This window comes from Bacillus sp. sid0103 (assembly GCF_019219025.1).
Window position 1 is genome coordinate 17,557 of sequence record NZ_JAHUWN010000011.1, and the last position, 25,433, is coordinate 42,989.

25 protein-coding genes and 1 riboswitch are annotated in these 25,433 nt (G+C 38.6%); of the genes, 19 read left to right on the top strand and 6 right to left on the bottom strand.

What is annotated here, in order from left to right; genetic code table 11:
- Window positions 1-10: 10 nt before the first annotated feature.
- A complete protein-coding gene (locus KW850_RS13535) occupies window positions 11-811 on the bottom strand; it encodes a formate/nitrite transporter family protein (RefSeq protein ID WP_218348107.1) in 801 nt (266 codons plus the stop codon).
- A gap of 215 nt (window positions 812-1,026) precedes the next feature.
- Here KW850_RS13535 and yfkAB point away from each other — a divergent pair, with 215 nt between their 5' ends.
- Entirely contained in the window at window positions 1,027-2,145 is a 1,119-nt protein-coding gene (gene yfkAB, locus KW850_RS13540) for a radical SAM/CxCxxxxC motif protein YfkAB (RefSeq protein ID WP_218348108.1), read from the top strand.
- Window positions 2,146-2,280: 135 nt separating this feature from the next.
- Here the strand turns inward: yfkAB and KW850_RS13545 are convergent, their stop codons facing one another.
- Window positions 2,281-3,456 carry an MFS transporter gene (locus KW850_RS13545; protein ID WP_256358254.1) on the bottom strand — a complete coding sequence of 392 codons (1,176 nt, stop codon included), beginning with the start codon at window positions 3,454-3,456 and terminating at the stop codon, window positions 2,281-2,283.
- 274 nt (window positions 3,457-3,730) lie between these two features.
- Window positions 3,731-3,838: riboswitch (SAM riboswitch) on the top strand.
- Between the two features lie 129 nt (window positions 3,839-3,967).
- Between KW850_RS13545 and KW850_RS13550 the strand changes: the two genes are divergently transcribed.
- The 12 genes from KW850_RS13550 (at window position 3,968) to KW850_RS13605 (ending at window position 16,414) form a co-directional block, all read left to right on the top strand.
- Window positions 3,968-5,077 (top strand): sugar ABC transporter substrate-binding protein, encoded by a 1,110-nt coding sequence (locus KW850_RS13550; protein WP_218348110.1) that lies wholly within the window; start codon window positions 3,968-3,970, stop codon window positions 5,075-5,077.
- A 73-nt stretch (window positions 5,078-5,150) separates the two neighbouring features.
- Window positions 5,151-6,653, top strand: coding sequence for a sugar ABC transporter ATP-binding protein (locus KW850_RS13555; RefSeq protein WP_218348111.1), 1,503 nt, complete (start codon window positions 5,151-5,153; stop codon window positions 6,651-6,653).
- 2 nt (window positions 6,654-6,655) lie between these two features.
- Window positions 6,656-7,660 (top strand): ABC transporter permease, encoded by a 1,005-nt coding sequence (locus tag KW850_RS13560; protein WP_218348112.1) that lies wholly within the window; start codon window positions 6,656-6,658, stop codon window positions 7,658-7,660.
- Between the two features lie 210 nt (window positions 7,661-7,870).
- The gene (locus tag KW850_RS13565) at window positions 7,871-8,101 is read left to right on the top strand and encodes a hypothetical protein (protein ID WP_218348113.1); all 231 of its coding nucleotides are present in this window, start codon (window positions 7,871-7,873) and stop codon (window positions 8,099-8,101) included.
- Window positions 8,102-8,412: 311 nt separating this feature from the next.
- Entirely contained in the window at window positions 8,413-8,940 is a 528-nt protein-coding gene (locus tag KW850_RS13570) for a PadR family transcriptional regulator (RefSeq protein ID WP_218348114.1), read from the top strand.
- A 4-nt stretch (window positions 8,941-8,944) separates the two neighbouring features.
- Complete coding sequence (locus KW850_RS13575; protein ID WP_218348115.1) at window positions 8,945-10,675, top strand: MFS transporter; 1,731 nt, start codon at window positions 8,945-8,947, stop codon at window positions 10,673-10,675.
- 149 nt (window positions 10,676-10,824) lie between these two features.
- A complete protein-coding gene (locus KW850_RS13580; protein WP_218348116.1) occupies window positions 10,825-11,163 on the top strand; it encodes a YrdB family protein in 339 nt (112 codons plus the stop codon).
- A gap of 225 nt (window positions 11,164-11,388) precedes the next feature.
- Window positions 11,389-12,378 (top strand): SIS domain-containing protein, encoded by a 990-nt coding sequence (locus tag KW850_RS13585; protein WP_218348117.1) that lies wholly within the window; start codon window positions 11,389-11,391, stop codon window positions 12,376-12,378.
- Between the two features lie 68 nt (window positions 12,379-12,446).
- Complete coding sequence (locus KW850_RS13590) at window positions 12,447-13,736, top strand: ABC transporter substrate-binding protein (protein WP_218348118.1); 1,290 nt, start codon at window positions 12,447-12,449, stop codon at window positions 13,734-13,736.
- Window positions 13,737-13,808: 72 nt separating this feature from the next.
- The gene (locus KW850_RS13595; protein ID WP_218348119.1) at window positions 13,809-14,690 is read left to right on the top strand and encodes a carbohydrate ABC transporter permease; all 882 of its coding nucleotides are present in this window, start codon (window positions 13,809-13,811) and stop codon (window positions 14,688-14,690) included.
- Window positions 14,683-15,576 carry a carbohydrate ABC transporter permease gene (locus KW850_RS13600; RefSeq protein ID WP_374226330.1) on the top strand — a complete coding sequence of 298 codons (894 nt, stop codon included), beginning with the start codon at window positions 14,683-14,685 and terminating at the stop codon, window positions 15,574-15,576. Before KW850_RS13595 ends, KW850_RS13600 begins: the two co-directional genes overlap by 8 nt.
- 16 nt (window positions 15,577-15,592) lie before the next feature.
- Window positions 15,593-16,414 (top strand): PfkB family carbohydrate kinase, encoded by an 822-nt coding sequence (locus KW850_RS13605; protein WP_218348120.1) that lies wholly within the window; start codon window positions 15,593-15,595, stop codon window positions 16,412-16,414.
- Window positions 16,415-16,467: 53 nt separating this feature from the next.
- On the opposite strand, the gene KW850_RS13610 is transcribed toward KW850_RS13605, so the two are convergent.
- Window positions 16,468-17,196, bottom strand: coding sequence for a UTRA domain-containing protein (locus tag KW850_RS13610; protein ID WP_218348121.1), 729 nt, complete (start codon window positions 17,194-17,196; stop codon window positions 16,468-16,470).
- A 216-nt stretch (window positions 17,197-17,412) separates the two neighbouring features.
- Between KW850_RS13610 and KW850_RS13615 the strand changes: the two genes are divergently transcribed.
- The 4 genes from KW850_RS13615 to KW850_RS13630 all read left to right on the top strand — a co-directional run bounded on the left by KW850_RS13615 (window position 17,413) and on the right by KW850_RS13630 (window position 21,402).
- Window positions 17,413-18,174: a threonine/serine exporter family protein gene (locus tag KW850_RS13615; RefSeq protein WP_218348122.1), complete on the top strand. Its 762-nt coding sequence runs from the start codon at window positions 17,413-17,415 to the stop codon at window positions 18,172-18,174.
- 18 nt (window positions 18,175-18,192) lie between these two features.
- Window positions 18,193-18,639, top strand: a complete 447-nt coding sequence (locus tag KW850_RS13620) for a threonine/serine exporter family protein (RefSeq protein WP_218348123.1) — start codon at window positions 18,193-18,195, stop codon at window positions 18,637-18,639.
- 318 nt (window positions 18,640-18,957) lie between these two features.
- Window positions 18,958-19,707 carry a C39 family peptidase gene (locus KW850_RS13625; protein WP_218348124.1) on the top strand — a complete coding sequence of 250 codons (750 nt, stop codon included), beginning with the start codon at window positions 18,958-18,960 and terminating at the stop codon, window positions 19,705-19,707.
- Between the two features lie 666 nt (window positions 19,708-20,373).
- On the top strand, window positions 20,374-21,402 hold the full coding sequence (locus tag KW850_RS13630) for a potassium channel family protein (RefSeq protein WP_218348125.1): 1,029 nt from the start codon (window positions 20,374-20,376) through the stop codon (window positions 21,400-21,402).
- A gap of 27 nt (window positions 21,403-21,429) precedes the next feature.
- Here the strand turns inward: KW850_RS13630 and KW850_RS13635 are convergent, their stop codons facing one another.
- From KW850_RS13635 to KW850_RS13645, 3 genes are read right to left on the bottom strand one after another with little or no spacing between them, the layout of a single operon-like run.
- The gene (locus tag KW850_RS13635; RefSeq protein WP_218348126.1) at window positions 21,430-21,816 is read right to left on the bottom strand and encodes a DUF350 domain-containing protein; all 387 of its coding nucleotides are present in this window, start codon (window positions 21,814-21,816) and stop codon (window positions 21,430-21,432) included.
- The gene (locus tag KW850_RS13640) at window positions 21,817-23,049 is read right to left on the bottom strand and encodes a glutathionylspermidine synthase family protein (RefSeq protein ID WP_218348127.1); all 1,233 of its coding nucleotides are present in this window, start codon (window positions 23,047-23,049) and stop codon (window positions 21,817-21,819) included. It lies immediately after the preceding gene.
- Between the two features lie 2 nt (window positions 23,050-23,051).
- Window positions 23,052-23,363, bottom strand: a complete 312-nt coding sequence (locus KW850_RS13645) for a hypothetical protein (RefSeq protein ID WP_218348128.1) — start codon at window positions 23,361-23,363, stop codon at window positions 23,052-23,054.
- 197 nt (window positions 23,364-23,560) lie between these two features.
- Between KW850_RS13645 and KW850_RS13650 the strand changes: the two genes are divergently transcribed.
- Both KW850_RS13650 and KW850_RS13655 read left to right on the top strand, forming a co-directional pair.
- Window positions 23,561-24,010, top strand: a complete 450-nt coding sequence (locus tag KW850_RS13650) for a hypothetical protein (RefSeq protein WP_218348129.1) — start codon at window positions 23,561-23,563, stop codon at window positions 24,008-24,010.
- A 128-nt stretch (window positions 24,011-24,138) separates the two neighbouring features.
- Window positions 24,139-25,410: an ATP-binding protein gene (locus KW850_RS13655; RefSeq protein WP_218348130.1), complete on the top strand. Its 1,272-nt coding sequence runs from the start codon at window positions 24,139-24,141 to the stop codon at window positions 25,408-25,410.
- Window positions 25,411-25,433 lie beyond the last annotated feature (23 nt).

The following is a 25,433-nucleotide window of genomic DNA, read 5'->3' on the forward strand; positions in this document are numbered from 1 at the left end:
GCATTTCAACTTAGCTGCCCTGTTCTTTATCGTAATCATCTAAAAAAGGCTTATTAGCATAATAGTACATCATGGCCATGAAAACTGCACCGCCAATTAGGTTACCAATCGTAACCGGCACTAGATTGTGAATGACTCCGCCCCATGAAATCGTTCCAGGATGGTTTAACACTAAGGCAATGGCAAACGTACACATATTAGCGATGCTATGTTCATAGCCGGAAATAAAGAAACAAAAGACAAACAGCATCATCGCAAACATCTTTGGTCCATCACCTTTTAACCCCATCGGAAGAAAAAAGGCCATGCAGACAAGCCAATTACAGAGGATGGCTCGGAAGAATAACTCCGTAATTGGGACCTGCATCTTAATCTCGACGACATGGAGTAAAAAGCCATTGACCTCTGAACTTTCATAAAGCCCCGTTGTAAAAATAATAAAGGCAAAGACAGCAGCCCCGAGAATATTTCCTGCATAACTGCAAACCCATAGTTTTATAACGTCAGTCCAATTCATTTTCTTGCGAAGCGCGGCATAAGTGTAGTAAAAGGTGTTCCCGGTAAACAAATCTCCACCGCCATATGCGATTAAAATGATTGCTGAACCGAAGGTAAGTGCCGCCATCGGATAGGCGAACGGGTTATCTTTAATATAGAAAAAGTTCCCCGTTTTAAATGCTACGATGACACCAAAACCGATAAACATACTGGCAAGCATTGCCCGTAATATATAACGAAGGATGCTTTGCCGAAAGATTTTCATCTTTTTTAGGGCGAGTTTCTCAGCTTCTCCTAAAGGCTGCATTTCCATATTGACGTTCCCACCATTCACGATTAAATAGTATCCGTTTATTATGTTTCTAAAAGGTTGGGGTTATGTATTTGGAGGTAAATATTTCATTAAACAAGCTTAGAATAATTATATTTTTTAATACATAAACTTTTGTAATGGTTTAAAATAGCAAATACATCCGGAAATCAGCTATAATAGAGAGGTTTTTTGAAGACTGATTTTAAGGAGATATTATGTCGACATTGAAAAAAATTACCCCTTCATATGATCCATGGGAAGCCTATTTAGATATCGAGCAATATGGAAAGCCTCAGCTCACCAATATCGAATTCACCACAACTACCCTTTGTAATATGCGCTGTGAGCATTGTGCTGTAGGATATACACTTCAAACAAAGGATCCGCAGGCCCTTCCTCTTGAACTTCTCATTCAAAGGTTAGAGGAAATTCCGTCACTTCGCTCGCTAAGTATTACTGGAGGAGAGCCGATGCTATCTTTATCTTCAGTAAAAAATTATGTGGTACCGATTTTAAAATATGCCCATGAGCGCGGTGTTCGTACACAGATTAATTCTAATTTGACCCTTGATCTTGATCGTTATGAATTAATCGTCCCTTATCTAGATGTTTTACATATTTCGCATAACTGGGGGACAGTGGATGATTTTGTTGAGGGTGGCTTTGCTCGAATGGAACGGAAGCCAGACTATGAACAACGGGAAAAATATTTTAAGAGAATGATAGAAAATAGTAGAGAGCTGGTAAAAGCAGGGGTGATGGTTTCAGCCGAAACGATGCTTAATAAGCGTACACTTCCGCATCTAGAGAAAATACATCGTCAGATTGTCGATGAAATGCTTTGTCAGCGTCATGAAATTCATCCTATGTACCCAAGTGACTTTGCTAGCAATCTTGAAACCTTATCCCTTCATGAAATCCGGGAAGCGATCCATCACATACTGGATATAAGAGACGAAAAAGTGTGGATGCTGTTTGGGACACTTCCATTTTATGCATGCAGCAGTGAACAGGAGGATCTAGCTCTGTTACAACGTTTGTATCAAAGTAATAACGTTACAGTCAGAAACGATCCAGACGGCCGTTCACGACTCAATGTAAATATTTTTAATGGAGATATTATTGTGACTGACTTCGGAGATACCCCGCCATTAGGAAATATTCAAACTACAAATCTATTAAATGCTTATGAAGCCTGGCAGTCATCCTCTCTAGCAAAGGAACTAAGCTGTCATTGCCCAGCTGTAAAATGTCTTGGACCAAATATATTAGTGAAGAATAGTTATTATAAGGAAATGGATTTTATGACTCGAACAAACAGAATAAATTCATAGACTAAAAGCACTTTAAGTGGCAATCCCATTTAAAGTGCTTTTCTTATGTGGCTAACCAAAAATGGAGAGTTAATCATACCAGTTGGGAATTATATTATTCCATTCCGGTTTATCCTATTTCAGCGGTGCTCTAAATTAAATTGAATGTTTTACAAGCTTTGGATGACGGTGCATAGAAACAAATAATATTAATCCGCTAATGATTAATAATGAGCTTGTGCTGATAAAGACAGCAGAAAAGCCGTAGTAACCAGAGATAAATCCACCTAACAATGGGCCGACGATATTCCCAAGGAAACGTAAGCTGGTATTGTAGCCTAACACCTCGCCTTGCATCGAAATCGGTGCCTCTTGGCGGATATAGGCAATTCTAACAGGAATAATTCCTCCAATCGTGATACCTAGGGCAAAGCGGATAATAACCAACTGCCAAAAGCTTGAAACCGCTGCTCCAGGCAAGTAGACAATTCCTGCTAGGAAAAGAAGAATAACTAATATTTTGATATACCCATACTTATCAGCAATTTTTCCCCATTTCCTCGACATCATCAGGTTGCCAAGTCCAGCAGCAGAAAAAGCAATCCCTGAATAAAAGGCAACATTGGTTGGGCCGTGCAGTTCACTAACAAATAAGGACAAAATTGGTTGAATGCTAAAGTGAGCAACTTGGACAAGAGATGAAATTAGCAGAACCGTTAGTAACACTGGATTCCTAATAATATGCCTTAACACTTCTTTGCTTGAATAATGTGTTTTTGCACCCTTTGAAACGGGAATCAAGAATTCCTTGGTGACAATGACTAGCAGGGCAGAAATAAAAATGGAAATTGACGTCCATTTGAAGGTGGTGGAATAGCCCAGGGAATCTGCTAAAATACCGCCGAGCATGGGTCCTAACAATGAACCAGTAATACTGCCTGTTTGTAAGGTTCCAAGGACACGTCCCGCAATCTCTTTCGGTGTTTGCGTTGAGATAAATGCCTGTGACATTGGTATGAAGCCTGAAAAAAAGCCCATGAAAAAGCGCAGTAACAGTAACTGCCAGACCGATTGGACATAGCTCATGAGAAAAATAGATAGCCCCATCCCTAATCCGGAAATGATAAGGATTTTTTTTCTTCCATATCGATCGCCAATTCTCCCCCAAATCGGTGAAAAGAGGAAGGCAGAGACAAATGTGATGCCAAATGTGATTCCCGACCAATGCTGGACATATTTTTCCGAAAAGTCACCGAATGTCTCAATGTACAAGGAAATAAACGGCATAACCATCGTCATGCTTCCGGCGACAAAGAAGTTCGCAAACCACATGATGATTAAATTACGCTTTGCACTTTCCTGCTGATTCACTATAAATAACACTTCTTTCTGAAATATATTTCGTTTTACTAAATATTATCATACCGAAATTTCTGACAACTTTAAAGGGATATCCTACCTATAAAGTTCGGAAATGCTTTTACTATTATTCCAAGGTCTTTACGGATTGGGAATAATAGCTCTATTAGAAATATTCAAAACACTATTGACAACTTGTTAATGGGAGACTAAAATCAAATTTATTACTTTAACTGAATAATACGTTCTCTTATCAAGAGTGGCAGAGGGACTGGCCCGATGACGCCCAGCAACCGTTCCTTTTTGGAATTGGTGCTAAATCCTGCAAAACAATTTTTGTTTTGAAAGATAAGAGAGGAGTAGTCCTTTAATTTTTGTGATGAAACCTCTCTTTTCTGGAGAGGTTTTTTTATTTTATTAAAAACCAACTTTTCCAATAGGGATAACCTGATATTGATAAGGATAAAAAGGGGGAGCTTTAAAAATGAAAAGAAATATCTTTAAAAGTACGTTTGTATCAGCATTAGCAGCAACACTTTTACTTACTGGCTGTGCTTCTGGGGGAGAAACCAAACAAGCAAGCGGTAAAAAGGTTACCCTTGAAGGGGTACCAGAAAAATTTACGAACGGAGACCAATTGAAAATTAAGGTTATCCGTAAAATCGGCGGTGACGATCACACGGCTCAATTCCTAAGTGGGGCAAAAGAAGAAGGAGAAGTACTAGGCTTTAAAGTAGACGTGTTTACAGCAAATGGTGATACGGCTAAATTCCATGATGCCATTAATCAAGCATTAGACCAAGATTATGATGGATTTATCATTTCCCATGGGGATGACGATGCGACCGTAAATGATGTGAAGAAAATTACTGAAAAGGGAAAAAGTGTTGTTACATTCGATTCCAATGCAAATTTAGCAACTGTTGACGGAGTAACACTTACATCTCAGGATGATGAAGCCTTAGCGACACTAGCACTTGATCAACTTGTAAAAGAAACAAAGGGGAAAGCGAATATTGCTTACCTTTGGGTAGACGGTTTCCCTCCAATGGTTAGACGTAACAAAGTTTATCAAGATGTGCTTGCCAATAATCCTGGAATTAAAGAAGTGGAACGTTTTGGTGTAGCTGCTGCAGATACAAGTGTACAAACGCAAAATGCAGTAGCAGCCATGTTAAATAAATATCCAAAAGGCAAACTGGATGCGATTTTTGCAACCTGGGATGCTTTTGCCATCGGTGCTGCACGTGCTTTAAAAGAAGCAGGCCGTGAAGAAGTGAAAATTTATGGTATTGATGTTTCTAATGCAGATTTACAAGAAATTCAAAGAAAAGGAAGTGCTTGGAAATATACAGCCGCTGTTGATCCTAAACTTATCGGTGCTGTTGATATGAGAATCCTTGCGAAAAAACTTGCGGGTGAAGAAACACCGAAGACCTTTGATTTAGAAGCTTCACTTGTTTCACAGGAGAATCTTCAGAAATCAAAAGACCCTGTAAATATGGTTAATCTTGCAAAAATTATCCCAGGCTGGGGCCAATCGGCTGCATTTGAAGAAGATTGGATTAAGACGTTAAAGAAGCATTATCAATAATAGTCGATAATCAACTAGGCACTCTCTTTTTCATTAGATTAAGAGAGTGTTTGCTTACGGAGGTGGATGTTAAATGAGTTCAACATTGGAGATGAAGAATATCTCGATAGAATTTCCAGGTGTGAAGGCACTGAATCAAGTTGATTTTTCAATGAAAACGGGGGAAATTCAGGCTTTGATTGGCGCAAATGGGGCTGGAAAATCAACCTTAATGAAGGTTCTCTCCGGTGCCTATGACCACTATACCGGTGAAATTAAGCTTGATGAGCAGGAACTGAAGATTCGATCTCCGAAACTGGCACAGGACGCAGGAATTCAAATCGTCTATCAAGAGGTAGATACAGCGCTTATTCCTTATTTAACAGTTGCTGAAAATATTTTGCTTCTAGATACTGTCCATAATATGGGGAAAAAGCAATGGATAAATTGGAAGAACCTTCATCAGCGTGCAGAGGAAATATTAGCGGCTATGAACATTACGCTTTCAACAAAAAAGCTTATCAGTGAGTTAACATTAGCAGAAAAACAAATGATTTTAATCGCTCGAGCAGTGTCTAATCAATGTAAGTTTCTTATTTTAGATGAGCCGACTGCCCCGTTGAGTCATACCGAAACCAGTGAATTATTTCGCATTGTTCGTGATTTAAAAGAGAAAAATGTCGGGGTTATTTTTATTTCCCACCGCTTGCCAGAGATTTTTGACGTCTGTGATGAAGTTACCATAATGAGAAACGGTGAAATTGTTGCAAAAAAGAAGGTTATCGATACATCGACTGACAAAGTGGTTGAATATATGCTGGGTCAAAAATTGGAAGAACAGTTCCCTGCTAAAAACGCTTCGATTGGAACTACGGTCCTAGATGTAAAAGGTCTATCGGATCGAGGGAAAATTAAGGATTTACATATTTATGTTAGGGCGGGAGAAATTATTGGAATTGCAGGGCTTGTTGGTGCTGGAAAAACAGAACTGTGTAAAGCGTTATTTGGCGCAGAGAAAGTAACGGCGGGAGAGGTTATTCTTCATGGGAACATGTTAAAATTAAGGACTCCCTATGACGCGGTCAAGAACGGAATTGCCTTAGTTCCGGAAGAACGGAGAAAGGAAGGAATCCTCGTTTTGGAATCGGTTGAATCCAACTTAACTGCAGCCAATTTAGGGGATTTTGCAAAGGTGTTTAGCTTTTTGGATCGAAAAAAAGAAAAAGAGACCGCCAAGCAGTTGGTCCGCCGCCTCGGGATTAAAACACCTTCAGAAGAAACAAAGGTTCAGAATCTTTCCGGAGGAAATCAGCAAAAGGTGGCAATCGGAAAATGGCTCGTAGCTGAAGCGGATGTTTATATTTTTGATGAACCAACCAAAGGCGTCGATGTTGGAGCTAAAAAGGATATCTTTGAATTAATCGCGGAACTGGCAAAACGGGGGAAAGCAATTATTTATGCTTCTTCGGAGCTTTCAGAGATTATCGGAATTACCGATCGCGTTTATGTTTTATATGATGGTAAGTCTGTTAAGGAAGTTGAAACAAAACTGACAAACGAAGAAGAACTATTATATTATTCAACAGGGGGCAGGTAAAAATGGAGGTAAATATCACAGCAAAGAAGCAGGAGGCCCCAGAAAAAAAAGTCTTTGAGTTATTCCACTTTTTATATAAATACGGGACGATTATTACGATTGTGGCACTTATTCTTATCTTTTCGGCAGCCAATCCGACCTTCATTCAGGGCAGCAATATCATTAATATCTTACGTTCTATCTCGATTGTAACGATCATTGCCATCGGGATTACGATATCTTTGTCCGTGGATGGCTTTGATTTATCAGTAGGGTCAGTCGCATCCTTATCAAACGCGATTGTCATTTCAATGTTCGTTTGGTTTTCCCAAAATACACTGGTAGCGATCATTTCTGCGATTGCTGCATCATTAGTTGTCGGTGCATTAAACTCATTTATGATAGTGAAATTAAGAATTCCTGATATGCTGATGACATTGGCAACGATGTTTATTATTCAAGGGACGGCATTGACCTATACAAAAGGGGCAACCGTTTCGCAAAATATGGTAATGCCTGATGGCTCTATGGCAACAGGCCTAATCAGTTCATTTTTTGCAAAAATTGGCGAAGTGCCCTGGATTATCATTATTATGGCAGTGACGGTAGTTCTCGTGCATATCTTTTTGAATTATACAAAGCATGGCCGTTATATGTACGTGATTGGTGGAAACAAAGAAGCAGCAAGACTATCAGGGATTCCGGTCAATAAATATAAAGTGGCTGCGTATCTGCTTTCAGCATTGTTTGCTTCCATTGGTGGAATCGTGCTGGCCTCAAGGGTGTTAACTTCGGAAATCAATTCTGGTGCGCCTTACTTAATGGATTCAGTTGCCGCTGCGTTTATTGGTTTTTCGGTCCTTGGAGCAGGAAAGGCAAATGCATTTGGAACATTCATTGGGGCCGTCCTGATTGGGATTCTGCAAAACGGACTTGTAATGATGTCGGTCCCATATTATGCGATGGACATTGTCAAAGGCACCGTTTTAGCCTTTGCCTTAGCCATAACGTATTATAAGCAAAAATAAACCTATCCATATTTTGTGGATAGGTTTTTTCCTTCTGAAAAACAGCTAAATACCAATAATCCATGCGTGTTTATCAACTTATTGCTGAGTTATCTACAAATTTTAAGGCATTATTTACAAACTTTGCTGACATAGCTACAAATTATAATGATAAATTTACAAATATTATTAAATTATGAGGAACACTATTTATTGACAGGAGGGAACATAATGGAACATTATGAAGCATTTCTGAGAAGTAAAAAATGGATAGATAACGATTTGGATTCAAGGTACATAAATGTTGATCATCCCTATGCCATTCTAATTTCTGATAATGAAGGGCAAATCACCTTAAGGGGAAACACTGGTTTTGATAATGGTCAGAACGGTGAGGAGATTTTTAGTTTTACCTCTTTAAAAGAGTTGCAGGAATGGTTTGAAAACAATATTGGGGAGTAATATTCTATGAGCCAGGGGAAAAGCCCTGGCTTTTTGTATTTAAGGGGAAACGGTTAGCTAAAAAGGTAACTGGCAGATAAACTTGGAAAAGTGGCCGATAACTTGCCGAAAGAGGCCGATAAAATCCGAAAGCGGCAGATAATTCCTCAAAGGCGGCAGATAATTCCTCAAAAAGCGGCAGATAAATCATCCTGCATTCAAAATTAAAAAAAGTTGGGTATGAAAATGTGAAAAATTATCCAATTTTTATATTGAGAATAATTATATTAACAATGATAATATAAACATAAATAATATGAGGTGAACACAAAATGAATATACAAGACGTAATCTTAGGTTTTTTATATGAGGAACCAATGAGTGGTTATGATATCAAACAGATGATGGAGAACTCCGTCTCTTACTTCTTCGATGCTTCCTTTGGTGCCATTTATCCGGCATTAAGGAAAATGGAAAAAGAAGGGCTCGTTGAAAAACAGGTCATTCAGCAAGACGGAAAGCCGAACAAGAATTTATTTGTCATTACCGAAAGTGGAAAAGAACAATTCCAGCATTACTTAACCAGCCCAATTAATCCGACGATTACAAGGTCAGATGTTCTTATCCGTATCTTTTTTGGACGATTCACCACGAAAGAAAAGATCATTGAGTGGTTAGAGGGAGAACGTGACAAGAGTCAGGCCATGTTCGACAATTTAACAAGAATTGCGGAGCTATTCGGTTCAGATATGGAACATCATAAACGATTTACCCTTGAGTTTGGAATCCGACAAGCAGAAATGATCCTAGGAATGGTGGACGAAGAATTAAAAAAAATAAATCAACAACAAGGGGAGTAATAAAATGAAGAGAACAGGTGGAATGACAGTAGTTTTGCTCATGTGCTTAGGGATATTTGTTTGTATGCTTGATTCAACGATAATGAATATCACACTCCCGGCTATTCAGGATGATTTAAATACTTCTTTAGAAACGAGCTCGTGGATGCTAAATGTATATACGATGACAATAGCAGTTTTAGCGATACCCATGGCAAGGTTTGCGGAAATGTTCGGGAGAAATAAATTCTATATTTTCGGGTTGTTTGTTTTTGGCATGGGATCGGCTTTGTGCGGATTAGCAGACAATGGCAATTTCTTAATTGCAGCACGGTTTATTCAAAGCTTTGGTGCAGCGATTTTAATTCCCTGCAGCATGGTAATTGGAATTGCTGCCATGCCGATTGAAAAACGCATACTCCCATTAACTTTACTAGGTGCAACACAAGGATTAGCCACAGCCTTAGGGCCGACAGTTGGCGGTTTCATTACTGAAAAGCTAAGCTGGCATTGGGTTTTTTATGTCAATGTTCCTATCTGCTTCCTAGCCATAATCGGTGCTTTCCTTATCCTTACCATTAAGAAAGAAAGTCGTGTATCGTCAAAAATAGATTGGTTGGGGTTGATCTTCTCTGTAACAGCGATTTTCCCTTTGAATCTCGTTTTAATCAAAGGAAATTCGTGGGGCTGGGAAAGTTCGCAAGCAATTGTCTGTTATCTCATCACCATCGTTTCTTTAGGACTTTTCATAGTGGTTGAGAAAAAGTCGAAAGCCCCGATGGTTAATCTAAATCTGTTTAAAGACCGCTTGTTTACAGGCTCGGTTATCACAGTGACAACAGGCTTTATCTTCCTCATCGGCGTAATGGTCCTATTACCTCAGTTTCTAACAAACTTTCAGCATAAGACAGAGCTTCAAGCCGCCCTACTCATAACTCCTGCATCAGCTGCCATCTTTGTATTTTCTCAAATCGCCGGTTTACTGACAAAAAAGATCGGCTATACAATTCCCGTCATTCTTGGGTTTGGAATTATGGGAGTCGCCTACTATCTATTACACAATTTAAATCTCAATAGCTCATCCAAAGAAATAATTTTGCTCTGCAGTCTTTTAGGCGTGGGTTTTAGTTTTGTTATCTCCTCTGCTACGATTGCCAGCACTTCTTCATTTGAGGGGGAAATGCTAACTGCTTCCCAGAGTGTCTTTTCGATGCTAAGACAAGTGGGTGTAGTATTGGCAGTTGCCATTTTTGTTTCGGGACTAACCAATAACATACAGGCAAAAAAACAGGATGTCGTCCATTTTGCAGCTAACAAGCTTGAAAAACTCGATCTACCACAAACGGCAAAAGAGAAGATTTTAAGCGAAACGAAAAAATCTATCAACGCACAAAAACAAGAAGTTAAAGCAAGTCCGACCTTGATTACAAGCACTGAACGTCAACAAATCATCGACAGGAATGTTCAAAGGGCACTTGCCGCTATACCTGAAAAACAGAGATCATTGAGAAAAGAACAGATTACAGAAACCATTGAACAACAGGTTGACCAGGACATTGCTCTAAAAGGCAAGATGGTTAAGACTTATGGCAATCAGATAGCGGACTACGGCTTAAAAACAATCTCCTTAAGTTTTGCAGATTTGTATAACGCGAGTATTCCGTTTGTTCTTCTTTGTAGTTTAACAGGTATTATTTTCTGGAAGAGAAAGAAGAAGTCAGCTAAATCTTTTGTGAATACTCCTGCTGTTGATTGAATATCTACTAGGATGAAAGACCCTCTAAGCGACCTAGCTTAGGAAGCAGAAGAGAGAAGGGCCGCGTAGGGGCGTCTAAGTGACCGAATTCAGCAAGAAGAGGAGAGATCAGTCATGGAGTGACCGATTCAAAAAAAGGGGGAGATGTAATGGAAGGTTTAAAATTAATTAATATTGGCGTAAGATTTCTATTAGAAATCTTTGTCCTAATAATCTTAGGGTATTGGGGATTCAAATTTTCGCAGGGAACCATATTAAAGTTCATTGTTGGAATCGGGCTGCCATTACTAATAGCCGTAATCTGGGGATTATTTGGAGCTCCGAAAGCGACATATCTGTTAAGCGGATTCCCTTTTCTTCTTTTAGAGATTGTCGTTTTTGGGTTACCTGTCATTGCATTATTAAGTTTAGAAGAACAAGCGCTGGCCTTTATTTATGGGCTAATCACCGTTATTAATCTAGTTTTAATGAAAATTTGGGATCAATAAGTGGTTATTTGACTCCAATCTACTAATTTTAAAACACCTTCCATTAGGGAGGTGTTGTTTTGTGTCGAGAAATGTCGTTTCATTTTTCTGAAAATTCAATTGACTAGAATTCAGAAATATAGTAATTTATGTATAACAACATATAACGTTATATAAAGTTGTATGTTGTTCGAAACGGTAATTGGTGTTCATTCACTAAAATATTTTATCAGGGAGGCAACAAAAATGACGACTGAATTAGTAGTTGACGTTAAAAATCAAGTTCAACAAGCATTAGCAGAAGTAGAAAAAAGAAATATTTCAAATGTATTCTTTGTAGCATGTGGAGGGTCTTCTGCCATTATGTATCCAAGCAAGTATGTAATTGATCGTGAAGCAAAAGTTCTTGATTCCCACCTGTATAGTGCAAATGAATTTATCCACCGAAATCATGCAAAACTTGGAAGCAATTCCCTTGTCATCCTCTGCTCCCATTCAGGGACAACACCTGAAACAGTGGAAGCAGCAAAATTTGCTAGATCAAAAGGGGCATTGGCTGTCTCTTTAACAAATGTGGAAGGATCACCATTGGCACAAGCTTCTGATGTCGTATTGAAGTATCAATGGGGTGAAGGAGCGAATGCTTTCACAACTAATTATTCTGTTTTATATCAACTAGTTTTTGGTGTACTAAAAGTTGTTGAAAATAACGAAAAAGCTAGTATAGTAGAAGAAAGTCTTGAGAATTTACAGAATGTTTATGAAAAAGCAGCAGCACTCTATCAATCAAAAGCAGAAGCATTTGGACAAGATTATAAAGATGAAAAAATAATTTATACAATGGCAAGCGGAGTAAACTATGGGGTCGCTTACTCCTATGCAATTTGTATCCTTATGGAAATGCAGTGGGTTCATTCCCATGCCATCCATGCAGGAGAATACTTCCATGGTCCTTTTGAAATTATTGATCAAGAAACACCATTTATTATTTTGCTAGGCTTAGATGAAACCAGACCATTAGAAGAAAGAGCACTAGAATTCTCTAAGCGTTATGGCAAGAAATTAATTGTCCTTGATGCAAAAGACTTTGATTTCACTGGGGTAGCGGAAGAAGTACAAGGTTACATCGCTCCTCTAGTCTTAAATTACGTATTAAGAAAATATGCCGATCAGCTGGCAGAAGCACGAAATCATCCGCTATCAAAAAGAAGATATATGTGGAAAGTTGAGTACTAAACCAAGATGAAATAACAAATAGACTGCTTTAATCATAGAAACGGATTCCTTTCTGGAGGGGAAGCTTAATGAAGAAGTTATTGATTTTAAGTATTATTTCTATCCTTTTTCTATCCTTGTTTGCTGGATGTTCAAAGAGTTCCAGTTCAACGAACGGAAAAGATGTCGTTGAACTCAAATTCTTCCATCGCTGGCCGAATCAACCTAAAAAGCAATACTTTGAAAAGGCAGTAAAAGAGTTTGAAAAAGCTCATCCAAATATCAAAATTAAAACAGAGGCCGTCCTAAACGACTCTTATAAAGAAAAAATTCGCGTTGTCTTAGGATCAAGCACCCCTCCAGATGTATTCTTTTCTTGGAGCGGAGAATTTGCTTATAACTTCGCACGTCAGGGACAATCACTTGATTTAACTAATTATGTTAATGAAGATAAAGCGTGGTCGGATCAAATCATTGCATCCCAATTTAACGCCTTCACATTAGATAGTAAAATTTACGGAATTCCATGGTCCACTGACGGTAAGGCATTCTTTTATAATAAGAAAATTTTCAAAGATTTAAATCTCGAAGTTCCGAAAACTTGGTCCGAACTAATTGCGATCTCTAAAAAGGTAAAGGACGCTGGACTTACTCCAATCACTTTTGGAAGTAAAGCACCATGGACCATCTCCCATTATATTGGAACACTGAATCAATTGATGGTTCCACAGGATGTTCTGAATAAAGATTATGATCCTAATAATCCTGGTGATTACTCACACCCAGGTTACGTTAAGGCTTTAGAAAAATTCATGGAGCTTAAGCCTTACTTTAATAAAGGCGTAAACTCTGTGGATCATGAATATTCACGGGAGTTGTTTAACAGTGGTAAAGCAGCAATTGGTTTCTTCCAGCTTGCGGAAATTGGGCTTATTGAACCATCGTTAAAAGAAGATTTAGGTGTCTTTAATGTACCAGGGGTGGAAGGCGGCGAGGGGAATGCTAACTCCATCACGGCAGCACCTGAAGGAATCATGATTTCTTCTAAAACGAAACATCCAAAAGAAGCGATGGAATTTGTTAAATTCTTAACTTCAAAGGAAAAAGGAACAGAACAATTAACAGAAGTAAGTGAATACAGTGCAGTTAAAGGGACAACAACAGAAGCGAATGCATCGAAGCTTCAACAGGATGCGATCAATTTAATTGTTAATGCGGAGCAGACCTACCTATGGTTTGATACTGCCGTAGATATTAAAATTGTCGATGCATATTTAAATGGAACACAGCTTATGTTGGACGATAAGAAAAGTCCGGAAGATGTAATGGAAGATGTCAGAGCAGCAGCAAAAGAAGTAAAGGCGTCTGCTAAGAAATAGGAAACCAGAAAGGTGGTTGCAAGTTGACCACCTTTTTTCCAAAGTTACGCCTTTTAAAAAAGGGGAGTTATTATGCAAAATACAAACAAGTGGTTACCATACCTATATATTGCACCTTGCCTAATCTTTTTGGCCCTTTTTGTTTACTATCCAATTGTTGAAAACTTTTTTTATAGTTTCTATGACTTTTCTGCCTTTTCAGTAGAAAAAACATTTGTTGGCTTCGAAAATTTCTTGAATCTTTTTAAAGATGAAGTTTTTTATATAGCTTTAAAAAATAATCTCTGGTATGCGGTGATCTCGATTGTTTTTCAGGTTTTTGGCGGACTTATATTAGCGGCTATCCTTGAAGATAAACTTATTCGACTCGTTAGTGGATTGTTCAGAACAGTGTTTTTCCTTCCAGTTGTTATCTCGATGACAGTTATCGCTTTACTATTTACGTTTGTTTATAACCCGGATATCGGAATTTTAAATGGGCTATTAAAAATGTTAGGGCTTGAAAATTTAACCAGGGCTTGGCTAGGAGAATCTGAAACAGCTATTTTCGCTGTTATTGCTGTCTCTCAGTGGCAAAGTATTGGTTACATTATGATGTTATTTATTGTTGCGATTCAAAATATCCCCCAAGAATTGTACGAGGCTGCTGAGATTGATGGGGCAGGGAAAATACGTAAATTCTTTTCAATTACCGTTCCACAAGTTAAAGAGATGTTCTTCGTGACGACACTTATTACCTTAACCGGTGCTTTTACTGTCTTTAATGAACCGTATATTTTGACGGGCGGTGGACCTGGTAATTCTAGTGAAGTTTTAGGAACACTACTCTACCATTCAGCTTTCGGGAAAGACCAAATGGGCTATGCCTCTGCTGTGGCTACTGTGATTTTAATTATTACCTTAATTGTTTCCTTGGTCCAATTGAAAGTATTTAAAACAGGAAAGGATGTTTAGAGTGGAGACAAGCAAAGTAATGGACTACCATCATTCGATTCCAATTACATCGAAATATAGGAAGCAAAAGACTGTTGTTAAAGGACTGCCAATCTTTACAATCCTAATCCTCTATTTTGTAGTTATTGCTTATCCGCTTTTTTGGATGGTAATTAACTCATTTAAGTCCACTCCAGAGATCTTCTCCAGCAGCTGGGCATTACCAAAGGAGTGGTTATTTACCAATTATACAGAGGCTTGGAACACAGGGATTTCTGGATATTTTGTTAATAGCTTAATTGTTACAGCTACTACCTGCTTCATAACAGTATTAATAAGTGCTCTTGGAGCCTACAGTTTATCTAGGTTTGACTTTAAAGGGAAGAACATACTGTTAGTTTTCTGTATGGGAGGTATGATGCTTTCCCCACAAGTCAGCCTTGTACCGCTATATAAGCTCATTCAATTATTAGGAATTCATGATACGTATTTTGCGATGATTTTTCCATATGTAGCCTACCGAATTCCCATCACAATCCTCCTGATCAGAGCTGCTTTTCTTGAGGTACCAAAGGAACTAGAGGAATCTGCCTTTCTGGACGGTTGTAATACGTGGACCATTTTTACAAAAATCTTTGTTCCGTTAAATAAGCCAATTCTACTTACGGCGGTTGTGCTTACTGCTTATTACACCTGGAATGAGTTTATGTTTGCTTTAATCTTTGTGGATTCTGATGCGCTGAAAACTATTCCTGCAGGCTTAATGCAATTTCGGGATGCGCTTCAAACCAATTGGGGAGTACTCATGGCAGGCTTAATGATTTCTGCTTTGCCAATTATTCTCTTATTTATGTTCATGCAGAAGTATTTTATTCGTGGCTTATCATCAGGTAGTGTGAAAGGATAAGGAGGAGTGGGGATTTATGAGAATTATTGGAATAGGCGATAGTGTTGTTGACATTTACCAGGATCGTAACGAAATGTTTCCTGGTGGGAATGCTTTAAATGTTGCCGTTTTAGCCAAACAAAGTGGAGCAGAGTCCGCTGCCTTTTTAGGGATTGTTGGAACGGATGTTGAAGGGGACCATATTCTAGATTCTTTAAGCAAGAACTTAGTAGATACTAGTCATGTTAGAAGAGTGGTTGGCGAAAGTGGTAAGGCTTATGTTGACCTAAATGTGGACGGAGACCGAGTCTTTGTTAAATCAAACAAAGGCGGAGTTCAAGCTAAACTAAAGCTTAATCTAGCAGTGGATGACTATGAATATATTAAATCGTATGATGTGGTACATACAAGTATTTATAGTCATTTAGATGAAGAATTACCAAAGCTTAAGCAATTCGTGCCCGTTTCTTATGATTTCTCTAACCATTTTTCAGGTGAACTTTTAGAAAAGGTTTGTCCTCATATCCAATTTGCTTTTATTTCAGGAAGTGAATTTACAGAAGTTGAACTAGAAGAGCTATTTCTTAAAATACATGGACTGGGAACCCCGTTTATCGTGATCACTAGAGGTTCAATGGGAGTAGTTATGTCACATAATAACAAACGATACAAACAGGGAATTGAAGAAGCAAATGTAATTGATACACTAGGTGCGGGGGACTCTTTCATCGCTGGTTTTTTAACCAATCACTTTAATGGGGGGTCCATTGAAGAATCATTGAAAGCTGGTGCACAAATTGCTGCAAGAACTTGTGAAGTGAATGGAGCATTCGGGCATGGAAAACAGTTAACTTTTTAAACTGAAAAAGGAATGATGGGGCTTTAGTTGAAGCCTCATCATTCCTTTTAATTTTAGGTAGTTATTGTGAGTGCTATCAATTTTGTTTGGGTCTTGAAATTTGAAATATGAATCGGGGCTCCTGTTTCATCGAAAACAGTCTTATCAATATTGAATAATGTTTCCCCGATTTCACAATCCAAATATTCTGCCTCAAATACGGAAGCAGGTAGGACTGTAATAATTTTTTTGCTGGAACCAGATTTTATATTGATTTGGTATATATTTTTCAAAACTTCATATGTTGATTCATGTTCGGTGAAGTGTGTCATTAAATTGGGAAAGCGTTCTAAGGAGTAATGGGCTATATCTAGTACAAATGGCTGTTGATCAATCGACATGATTCGGACCAACTTTAAGACAGGGGAATCAATGGCGATTTTCAGAGCCTCAGCAATTTCTGGAGTAGCTTTCATTTCTTCACAGGCAAGAATTCGCTTGGATGGATTTTTTCCTATTTGCTTACTGAAGTCTGTGAATCCATCAATTGAAACCAATTCTCGTGTGATTTTGGTTCTCGTAACATAAGTTCCCTTACCTTGCTTTCGCTCTAAAAAGCCCTCATCGGCTAAATCCTGAATCGCTCTTCTAACGGTTATTCTGCTGACACCATATAAATCACATAATTCGGACTCATTGGGCAGTCTTTCGCCTGATTTATATACCTCTTGATCAATGGCTTCCTTCAAAATTTGTTTTAACTGGTCATATAATGGTGTTGAAATGGAGTTGTTTAATTTCATGGGTAAAATTCCTTTCAAAACAATAAGTCGTTATATAATATTATATAATGAATAAACGCTGACTGTATAGAGAAATGTGATAACATTTATCACATTTATCAAATATTGTATTATTTACTTCTTCATTGCAAAATTGACTGGCGTAGTTAACTTTGATTAAACACTTATTTTCATTTAAACTAAGTAACAAATGTAGAATTGTGTGTGGTGAAATGAATGGAGAATCAAGTAGAACAAACATATGAAATTATGGAGGTCTGTTTGCTTGCAGGGAAAATCATGCTCCAAAGCGGGGGTGAGACCTATCGTGTGGAAGATACTATGATGCGGATGGCCGCTGCCTTTGGGATAGAAAAAACGCATAGTTATGTAACCCCTACTGGAATCATATTTTCTGCGGAAGGGACAGAACCAACGAAGACCAAGCTTATTCGTATCTCAGAGCGTTCAACAGACTTGAAAAAAGTCTCTATGGTAAATAGTATTTCAAGAAGAATTAGCAGTGGTGAAATTAATCTGAAAGAAGCCTTGGAGCATCTAAAGGAAATTGATGCCCGAAATGTAACATTTCCATTTAGGATTCAAGTGGCCGCGGCCTCATTAGCAAGCGGTTGTTTTATGATCATGTTTGAGGGCGGTTGGAATGATTTTTTACCAGCGATGATTTCCGGAGGAATGGGTTATCTTAGCTTTGTCTATTTTCATCGCTTTGTCCCCATCAAGTTCTTCTCTGAGTTTTTAGCTTCTTTTGTAATTGGATTACTTTCTTTTTTGTTTGTCCAAATAGGAGTCGGGCATCAATTAGATAAAATCATCATTGGCTCCGTGATGTCGTTAGTTCCAGGTCTATTAGTGACCAATGCAATCAGAGATTTAATGGCGGGTCATCTAGTTTCGGGGTTATCTAAGGGTGCTGAGGCATTTCTGACCGCGTTCGCGATTGGAGCAGGGATTGCCGTCGTATTATCTTTTTTGTGAAGGTGAGGTGTATTTACCATGGCTGTTCTTGCACAGGCACTAACAAGTTTTATTGCAACAGGCGCCTTTGGAATTCTTTTTAATGCACCGAAAGAATCCTTAGTAAAGTGCGGACTGATTGGAATGGGCGGCTGGTTAATTTATTTTCAGCTTGAAGCCTACTCAAATAACGCCATCTTAGCAACATTGGCTGCCACTATTTTTATAGCTGTCCTTAGTCAGGAATTAGCAAAGTTTTATAAAACGCCAGTCATCATTTTTAGTGTAGCCGGAATTATTCCGCTCGTACCAGGAGGTCTCGCCTATGATGCGATGCGGAATTTTGTTGAGAACGATTATTATTCAGCGATTACATTAGCTGCAAAAGTTTTCATGCTCGCAGGGTCGATCGCCTTCGGGTTAGTTTTCTCTGAAGTAATCAACCAGATAACTAAAAAAATTATACAACATAGGTTGCGAACCTAATCACATTCCCTTTTAGTAAAATCTAAAGGGGATTTTTATTAGGCTATGTTAAAGCCTATTGTTGATTTTGACACCCTGTTGATCTACGTTCCAGGCGCGAAGACTCCCCGGATCGTCCGCGGAAAGCGAAGCTTCTTTCGTTTCAATCAACAGGCAAGTTTAACAGAGTCTTTTATTAAGAATAAATTAAGATTTAAATGGTATCATGAATTGGAAAATGTTTTCCTTTATTGCATTGATCTATTTTAGTAAGGTAAGATAGTGGTATATTACTAGAATTATCAGCAAAGTCTAACACGAGGAATGGTACAATTATTTATGAAAAAAATATTCATTGCTATTATCGTTGTCTTCATAATAGGTATTAGTGCTAAAACGATTTTTGAGGTAAGGTTTAACCGTCTGGCAACCGCTCAAGTCACTGAAGCTGCTTCATTAAAAACCCGGACCTTGGCACTTTTTTCAAAAGAGGCTCCGAAATTACCTGAAAGCATAAAGCTAGATGTGCCGTTAATCAATCAAATGGACGCACCCATTCTTTATAACGGCTGTGAAATAACAAGCCTAGCGATGATACTAAATTATCACGGTGTAAAGGTGACAAAGAATGAGCTAGCAAAAAAGGTGAAAACCGTTCCGTTAACCTATAGTGATGGGAAAAAAGGTAATCCCAATGCCGGATTTGTTGGTGATATGGAACACGGACCAGGGTTAGGAGTTTATAATGGTCCCGTTTTTGAGGTTGCGCAAAAATACGTTGGTGATCGAGCTGTTAATTTAACCAATCATTCGTTTGATGAAATATTAGAGGAAGTAGGCCAAGGGCTGCCTGTTTGGATTATTACGACATCGAGCTTTGCACCTGTCTCTGTTTTTCAAACGTGGAATACACCGCAGGGGAAAATCGATATTACCTTTAGTGAACATAGTGTTGTCATTACAGGGTACGATGAAAAGTATATCTATATTAATAATCCTTATGGGGAAAAAAATCAGAAATTAAACCGTGCAAGTTTTATTAAGGCTTGGGAGCAAATGGGTAAACAAGCGATTGTTATCAAAAAATAAGAACAAAACAAAAAGGCCTGATCTGGAATCAGGCCTTTTATCATAGGTTCTAAAATGGGCGAAGGCAGAGGAATAAAAGATCCCTCTGCCTTCTTTGCTTAATTCTTTAAAGAATTCTTATCGTAACTTGTGATTGGTTGCTGTGTATCTTGTCAGCTATCGCAAGTAAAAACTTATATAATAATCATTGTTTATAAAAACAAGTTTGCCGCGGTTATTCTTCCACCTGAAGGTTTTATACCTAAACGACGTAAGCCCTACCTCTCTTACATCCTAACGGCTCCGAAGCCGATCCAGTGTGAATAAGTTTTTATTTTAAAACATAAGCAGAATGCCAGAATGAATTCTTACTTTGCGTTATCTAATGAATTACAAGTTACATAAATGTGAAGCACAAATACTTATATTACAGGACCTAACTAAAAATGTCAACATAAATAATAAAACTATTTTCTTTTAAAGGAATAAGCAAAGATATAGCAGAAATATATTTCTATTAACCATTAGAACGGGAGTGTAAGAATGGAGAGCTTTGTTTATGCAAATTACGATGGACTTGGTTTGGCGGAATTAATTATGGTCAGCTCGAAACAACTAATGATTGGATAACAGTGAAGAGTAATCCTTTTTATCAGGACATAGCTGTGCATAAAGGAGGTAATATCAATGCTGCTTTTTCGAAGGTTGTTTCTAACCGCGGCAAAGTATCGGTATCGGACGGTACTGTTATTCACGGCCATGTATATTTTTATAAATGCCGAAGTTATGAAAATGCTAGAACCGAAGACATTTGAAACTACTTTCCATGCTGTTTGGTGGATTCTCACAACGATGACCACAGTCGGCTACGGGGATGTATACCCTACGACACAATTAGGAAGAATTTGGGCGATGGTTATCGTCTATACAGCGGGAATTGGACTTTTTGGGACGGTAATTGGGATGATTGTCGATGCCGTGTCACGATACAAACGGATGAAGGAGGAAGGTAGAATGACGTTTAAAGGAGAAAGTCATTATGTCGTGATCGGCTGGACTGCCAAAAGTAAAAGCACAATAAAAGAGCTGTTTATTGGGGACGAAAAGGCAGAAGTCGTCTTAATTGACGAATTAACGACTTCACCTTATGAACATGAACGATTTTTATATATCCAGGGGAGTCCGACCGATGAAGAAACATTGAAAAAAGCAAAAATTGAGAAATCAAAAGCCGTTTTACTGTTTGCGCCAGATGGGATTGACAACGCCGATTTAGCAGATGGAAAAACACTGTTAACAGCTTCCTCCATCGAGCGCTATGATGAAGGAACGGAAAAAAATATTTACACTATTGCAGAAATTTTAAATGAAAAGCATGTCGGTAATTTCAAACATGTCAAAATTGATGAATTTATCCTTTCCCATGAATCGGTATCCAACTTGATGGCAAAATCTGCCCAGACAAACGGAGCCAGCCATTTGTTTACGCAATTATTAAGCCGTAAGGATGGAGACGAGGGAAGTGATTTATGGGAAGTTGAAGTAAGGTCTGACTGGAAGACATACGGTGATGCTTACGAGTATCTCAAGCAAAATGGAGCCCAACTCATTGCCGACCGGAGTGACCTAAATATATTGAAAAAATGGAATGAACCCATTCCAAAAGAGGCCCGTTTATTGGTAATCTGTGACAAGCATACATATCAAACCTTATAAAAAAACGCATCCTTGAGATGCGTTTCTTTAATAGGTCAAGCAGCCCGCAATGACAATGCCGATGGAAACGGATAGCAGCATGAGGAAAAGACCGACTGCCTGGTTATCCTCCTCTATACTTTGACTGACGTTAAATCGAGGTGTAAGCCACTCAGCCAGATAAAACACCACAATCTGGGCTACAATTCCGATTGCTCCCCAAATGACCATATCCATAAGAGAAATAGAATTAGCAGCGGTAGAATACAAGACAATCGCCAGTCCAAGTAGTCTGCCGCCTAGGACATAACTCGCGGCCTTATTTCCTTTTGCCATTAAGGAAAACTCCTTGACCTTGGTGGTAACTTCCATAAGAACCAGTCCAACAAATAAAAGACCAAGTGACACAACTAAATATAATAAGAAATTCGTCATTTACATTCCCCCTAATTTTTGAATACCTACTGGTAAAAAGTAAGACTCGTTTCCGGTAATCTTTCCGCCCGCGCGAATACCGATACAACTCGCTTTACCAGCAATAAGAAAAGCTCCGAATACGAATGAAAGTTCCTCAATCCCCTTTTCAGTTTCCAATGAAACCGTAGGGAGAGTGACATGCTGTTGAAAGACTGATACTTCTTCTTTATAGGTTTGAAAGGAATTTTGTTCAGTAACCTGCGCGTCTTGATCCCAAATCGTCACCGTGTCTCCTTCTCGTCCGAAAGATGGTTTTTGAACATAGGCGCACTGCCCTGAAAATTCCTCTGCTTCAAGGTATGTGGGAAGCATATATTCTTTAATCCATGCCTGCTCTTCATTTGTAAAATAGACACCCTGTTCTGCTAACCCCCATATTAAGCATTGGATGGACTTTGGCTGCAGCAAAAAGGCAGAGACAGGATTTAATATAGACAGTTTGCCTGCCTTTACAAGCTGTAATAAATCGATTCCGACGGTTTCTCCTGTTAGTGGATCCCGATCACAAACCAGGTGTTCCAGTGGATAGGTTTGGCGGTACAATACATCAATTGGAAAACCTTCATCATCGACAAGGATACCGTCTATTAATCGCAGCGCTGACAAAGGCACAATCCGATTGGTAACCTGACACAGTTTGCTTAAATATTGGATGGTATACCAGTCCTCACTATGGTCGGAGTGGGCTGTAAACACAATATTAGGCTCTTGTTTGCCTTTCGATGCTTCAATAACAGCCCGTGTAATGCCGGAAGCAAGTAGGCGTTCCCCGCCTTCATTTGGATCCAAGTATCCAAACTCCTTGCAAACCTGCCCGTTCATCTGGAAACATTCTACAATAAAAGTAGGTGTATCACTGTTGAATTCCAGCAATTTGAAGCCATCTTTGGTCAACACAAAATCAAACCGGCCGATAATAGTTTCAGGATAGAGAGTTTTTAACCTTAAAAATGGGAAACTTTCCGGTGGATACCCCAATTCAAACAGTTGCTCATCTGTTAGACTCCGTAGTAGATTGGCTGTTTTAAAGAAGACAGTGCCCATTCGTTCTGTTGCTTCATGTAAAAGCTTGGAGGTTTGTTCAGAAATAGAATAAATGTGATAAAGGCTGTACTCACTTTCGTATAAATCAGACCAAAAGCTTGGGAATTGGGAATAAAACTTTTTTCGCTTCGATGCATATTGCGACATATTTAACCTCCAAATCCACCTTTAGAGCCACTGCCGAATCCACTTTTAAAACTCGATGAGGATTTGTATGACTTATAAGCCGAAGATTTCAAGAGTGATGATTTATTTCGATAATAACTTCCCCCATAAAAATAATGACCATAATGAGACGAGTGGGTATCATCACATTGCCAGACTCCTTGATCATCGTCCCAGTCCCAGTCTCGGCAGCTGCTGTCGTCTGGTTTTGGCGGACGATCGTTTGAACAGCCAGAAAGGGTGCCGGCAAGAAGGGAAGTAATCACACCAGTCACTAACCATTGGGTTTTCTTCAAAGTTTCACGCTCCTTTTTATTTGATAACTTAATTATAAAAGTAAACCCTAGGAAAACAATGGTAAAATGAAAAGATAGGCTGTGTTAAACTTGCATGTTGATTTACGCAGGCGCTTCGCTCTCCGCTCCAACTAACATTGCTAAATATCAAGAATAACCATTAACACACCCAAAAGAAAAAGAAAGAGGGATGAAACTTGAGGTTGGAATATCGAATGGATGACGAATATCAAAAGTTCCCTGCCCTTTGGAATTATCAAGACCTAACGGTTAGTGAGACCGTAGCCAGAATGTCGTGTGAATACTTTGTAAAAGATGGCGAAACGTATCTGGTAACGGCCACAGCTATCGATCCTGATGGTACAACGGTCCTCTATGTAAAAAAGGAAAATTCCTACACGGAAGTAACAGAGATAAACTATTCACATATTGGTTTTGAGGTGAGAGAACTTCAAAGAAACGGGTCTGTTTTAGTTGAACAAAAAGAAGTTTGGAATCATGAAGAAGTACTTCCTATTTTGCACTCCGATATTATTTACATTCAACGTGAGGGGAAATGGCTAGAATTCACTCTTGATTCCAGAGAAATAGACGAAGACCGAAACTGTTATATTTATTACGGGAGTTTTACGGGAAAAACTAGATAGTTAAAATAGGTAGAAATCCCTGCTATTGTATAGCGGGGATTTTTAAAAAAATTTGCGAGTTTTAAAGGGAAATGGCGTTTTTTGTCGTATTTTTAGGAATATAGATGTATTGTTCTGGGGGAATAACGATGTTGGCAGAAAAACTTCTTTTGAATGTATTAATTACTTTAGCACCTATCCTTCTTTATAGCATAATGATTGAAGGCAAACATAAAGTTAATTCTCCATTACTATGCGGCATTCTACAAAGTATAGCTTCATTAGCGTGTATGATTTTTTCCTATTCGAACTATGGGTTTCATTGGGACCTCCGTTATGTTCCACTGGTCCTTGCCTTTTTATATGCCGGTCCAGTTTCGGGCGGGATGGTTTTAATGACCATTCTTGGAGCACGTCTCATAATGGGTGGGGACACGGTGGTTTTTGGTATAATCAATACGTTTTTCACGGCGCTTCTCCCATTTCTATTCATGAAAAAGATTTGGACGTTTAAGCCGGGAAAAAGAGTCCTGCTCACAACTTTAATTGGGATTTGGTCGTTGCTTCTTTGCTATTTTTCATTAACCGCCTTCCGATATTTAGAAGGAAATTTCTTTAAGCTCGATTTTAATATTCCTGATCTCTTGCTTGTTGCTCTCATCCAAACCATGGCCATTGCCTTAGAAGCAAAGCTTGCTGAGGGAATTATTGAACGAAATCGAATGAAGAAAGAGATTCAACGAAGCGAAAAGTTGAATACCCTCGGGGAACTTGCTGCATCCATTGCCCATGAGGTTCGCAATCCATTAACAGTGGTAAAGGGATTCCTCCAATTAATGCAACAAGAAGAAAAAGGGAAAAATTACGACTATTTATCCCTCGTCTTAAGCGAATTAGGTCGGGCAGAATCCATTATTAATGACTATTTAAATTTTGCAAAGCCTAAATTTGAAAAAATAGAAGAATTTCCGTTGAAAGAAGTATTAACAGAAGTGGTCATGCTTTTGGATCCACTGGCTGCCAAGCAAGGGGTAGAAATTGAAAGCGAATTGGACTCAACTGGATTCGTCCTCGTCACCGATCGCAATCAATTAAAACAAGCATTGGTTAATCTTATTAAAAATGCAATTGAAGCTACCCCTGAAGGTGGAAAAGTAACCATACATAACAAGTCAGACCATAATCAAACGTCCATCCAAATTGTTGATACTGGAAAAGGGATGACATCTGAGCAATTATCACGGATTGGAACTTTATTTTATACGACGAAAGATAAAGGTACAGGGCTTGGTACGTCCGTTTCTTTAAGAATTATCGAAACCATGAACGGAAAAGTTTCCTACAAGAGTCAGCCGGGGGTTGGGACTGAGGTGAGGATGATCCTTCCTGGAAGCATAAAACCAGCATTAGTAAATTTTTAATGAAATGGCTAACCGATCTAAAA

Bases quoted from the DNA above. Each gene is read 5' to 3' on its own strand.
- KW850_RS13535 (WP_218348107.1), bottom strand. From the start codon at position 811: ATGGAAATGCAGCCTTTAGGAGAAGCTGAGAAACTCGCCCTAAAAAAG.
- yfkAB (WP_218348108.1), top strand. From the start codon at position 1,027: ATGTCGACATTGAAAAAAATTACCCCTTCATATGATCCATGGGAAGCC.
- KW850_RS13545 (WP_256358254.1), bottom strand. From the start codon at position 3,456: ATGTGGTTTGCGAACTTCTTTGTCGCCGGAAGCATGACGATGGTTATG.
- KW850_RS13550 (WP_218348110.1), top strand. From the start codon at position 3,968: ATGAAAAGAAATATCTTTAAAAGTACGTTTGTATCAGCATTAGCAGCA.
- KW850_RS13555 (WP_218348111.1), top strand. From the start codon at position 5,151: ATGAGTTCAACATTGGAGATGAAGAATATCTCGATAGAATTTCCAGGT.
- KW850_RS13560 (WP_218348112.1), top strand. From the start codon at position 6,656: ATGGAGGTAAATATCACAGCAAAGAAGCAGGAGGCCCCAGAAAAAAAA.
- KW850_RS13565 (WP_218348113.1), top strand. From the start codon at position 7,871: ATGGAACATTATGAAGCATTTCTGAGAAGTAAAAAATGGATAGATAAC.
- KW850_RS13570 (WP_218348114.1), top strand. From the start codon at position 8,413: ATGAATATACAAGACGTAATCTTAGGTTTTTTATATGAGGAACCAATG.
- KW850_RS13575 (WP_218348115.1), top strand. From the start codon at position 8,945: ATGAAGAGAACAGGTGGAATGACAGTAGTTTTGCTCATGTGCTTAGGG.
- KW850_RS13580 (WP_218348116.1), top strand. From the start codon at position 10,825: ATGGAAGGTTTAAAATTAATTAATATTGGCGTAAGATTTCTATTAGAA.
- KW850_RS13585 (WP_218348117.1), top strand. From the start codon at position 11,389: ATGACGACTGAATTAGTAGTTGACGTTAAAAATCAAGTTCAACAAGCA.
- KW850_RS13590 (WP_218348118.1), top strand. From the start codon at position 12,447: ATGAAGAAGTTATTGATTTTAAGTATTATTTCTATCCTTTTTCTATCC.
- KW850_RS13595 (WP_218348119.1), top strand. From the start codon at position 13,809: ATGCAAAATACAAACAAGTGGTTACCATACCTATATATTGCACCTTGC.
- KW850_RS13600 (WP_374226330.1), top strand. From the start codon at position 14,683: ATGTTTAGAGTGGAGACAAGCAAAGTAATGGACTACCATCATTCGATT.
- KW850_RS13605 (WP_218348120.1), top strand. From the start codon at position 15,593: ATGAGAATTATTGGAATAGGCGATAGTGTTGTTGACATTTACCAGGAT.
- KW850_RS13610 (WP_218348121.1), bottom strand. From the start codon at position 17,196: ATGAAATTAAACAACTCCATTTCAACACCATTATATGACCAGTTAAAA.
- KW850_RS13615 (WP_218348122.1), top strand. From the start codon at position 17,413: ATGGAGAATCAAGTAGAACAAACATATGAAATTATGGAGGTCTGTTTG.
- KW850_RS13620 (WP_218348123.1), top strand. From the start codon at position 18,193: ATGGCTGTTCTTGCACAGGCACTAACAAGTTTTATTGCAACAGGCGCC.
- KW850_RS13625 (WP_218348124.1), top strand. From the start codon at position 18,958: ATGAAAAAAATATTCATTGCTATTATCGTTGTCTTCATAATAGGTATT.
- KW850_RS13630 (WP_218348125.1), top strand. From the start codon at position 20,374: ATGCTGCTTTTTCGAAGGTTGTTTCTAACCGCGGCAAAGTATCGGTAT.
- KW850_RS13635 (WP_218348126.1), bottom strand. From the start codon at position 21,816: ATGACGAATTTCTTATTATATTTAGTTGTGTCACTTGGTCTTTTATTT.
- KW850_RS13640 (WP_218348127.1), bottom strand. From the start codon at position 23,049: ATGTCGCAATATGCATCGAAGCGAAAAAAGTTTTATTCCCAATTCCCA.
- KW850_RS13655 (WP_218348130.1), top strand. From the start codon at position 24,139: ATGTTGGCAGAAAAACTTCTTTTGAATGTATTAATTACTTTAGCACCT.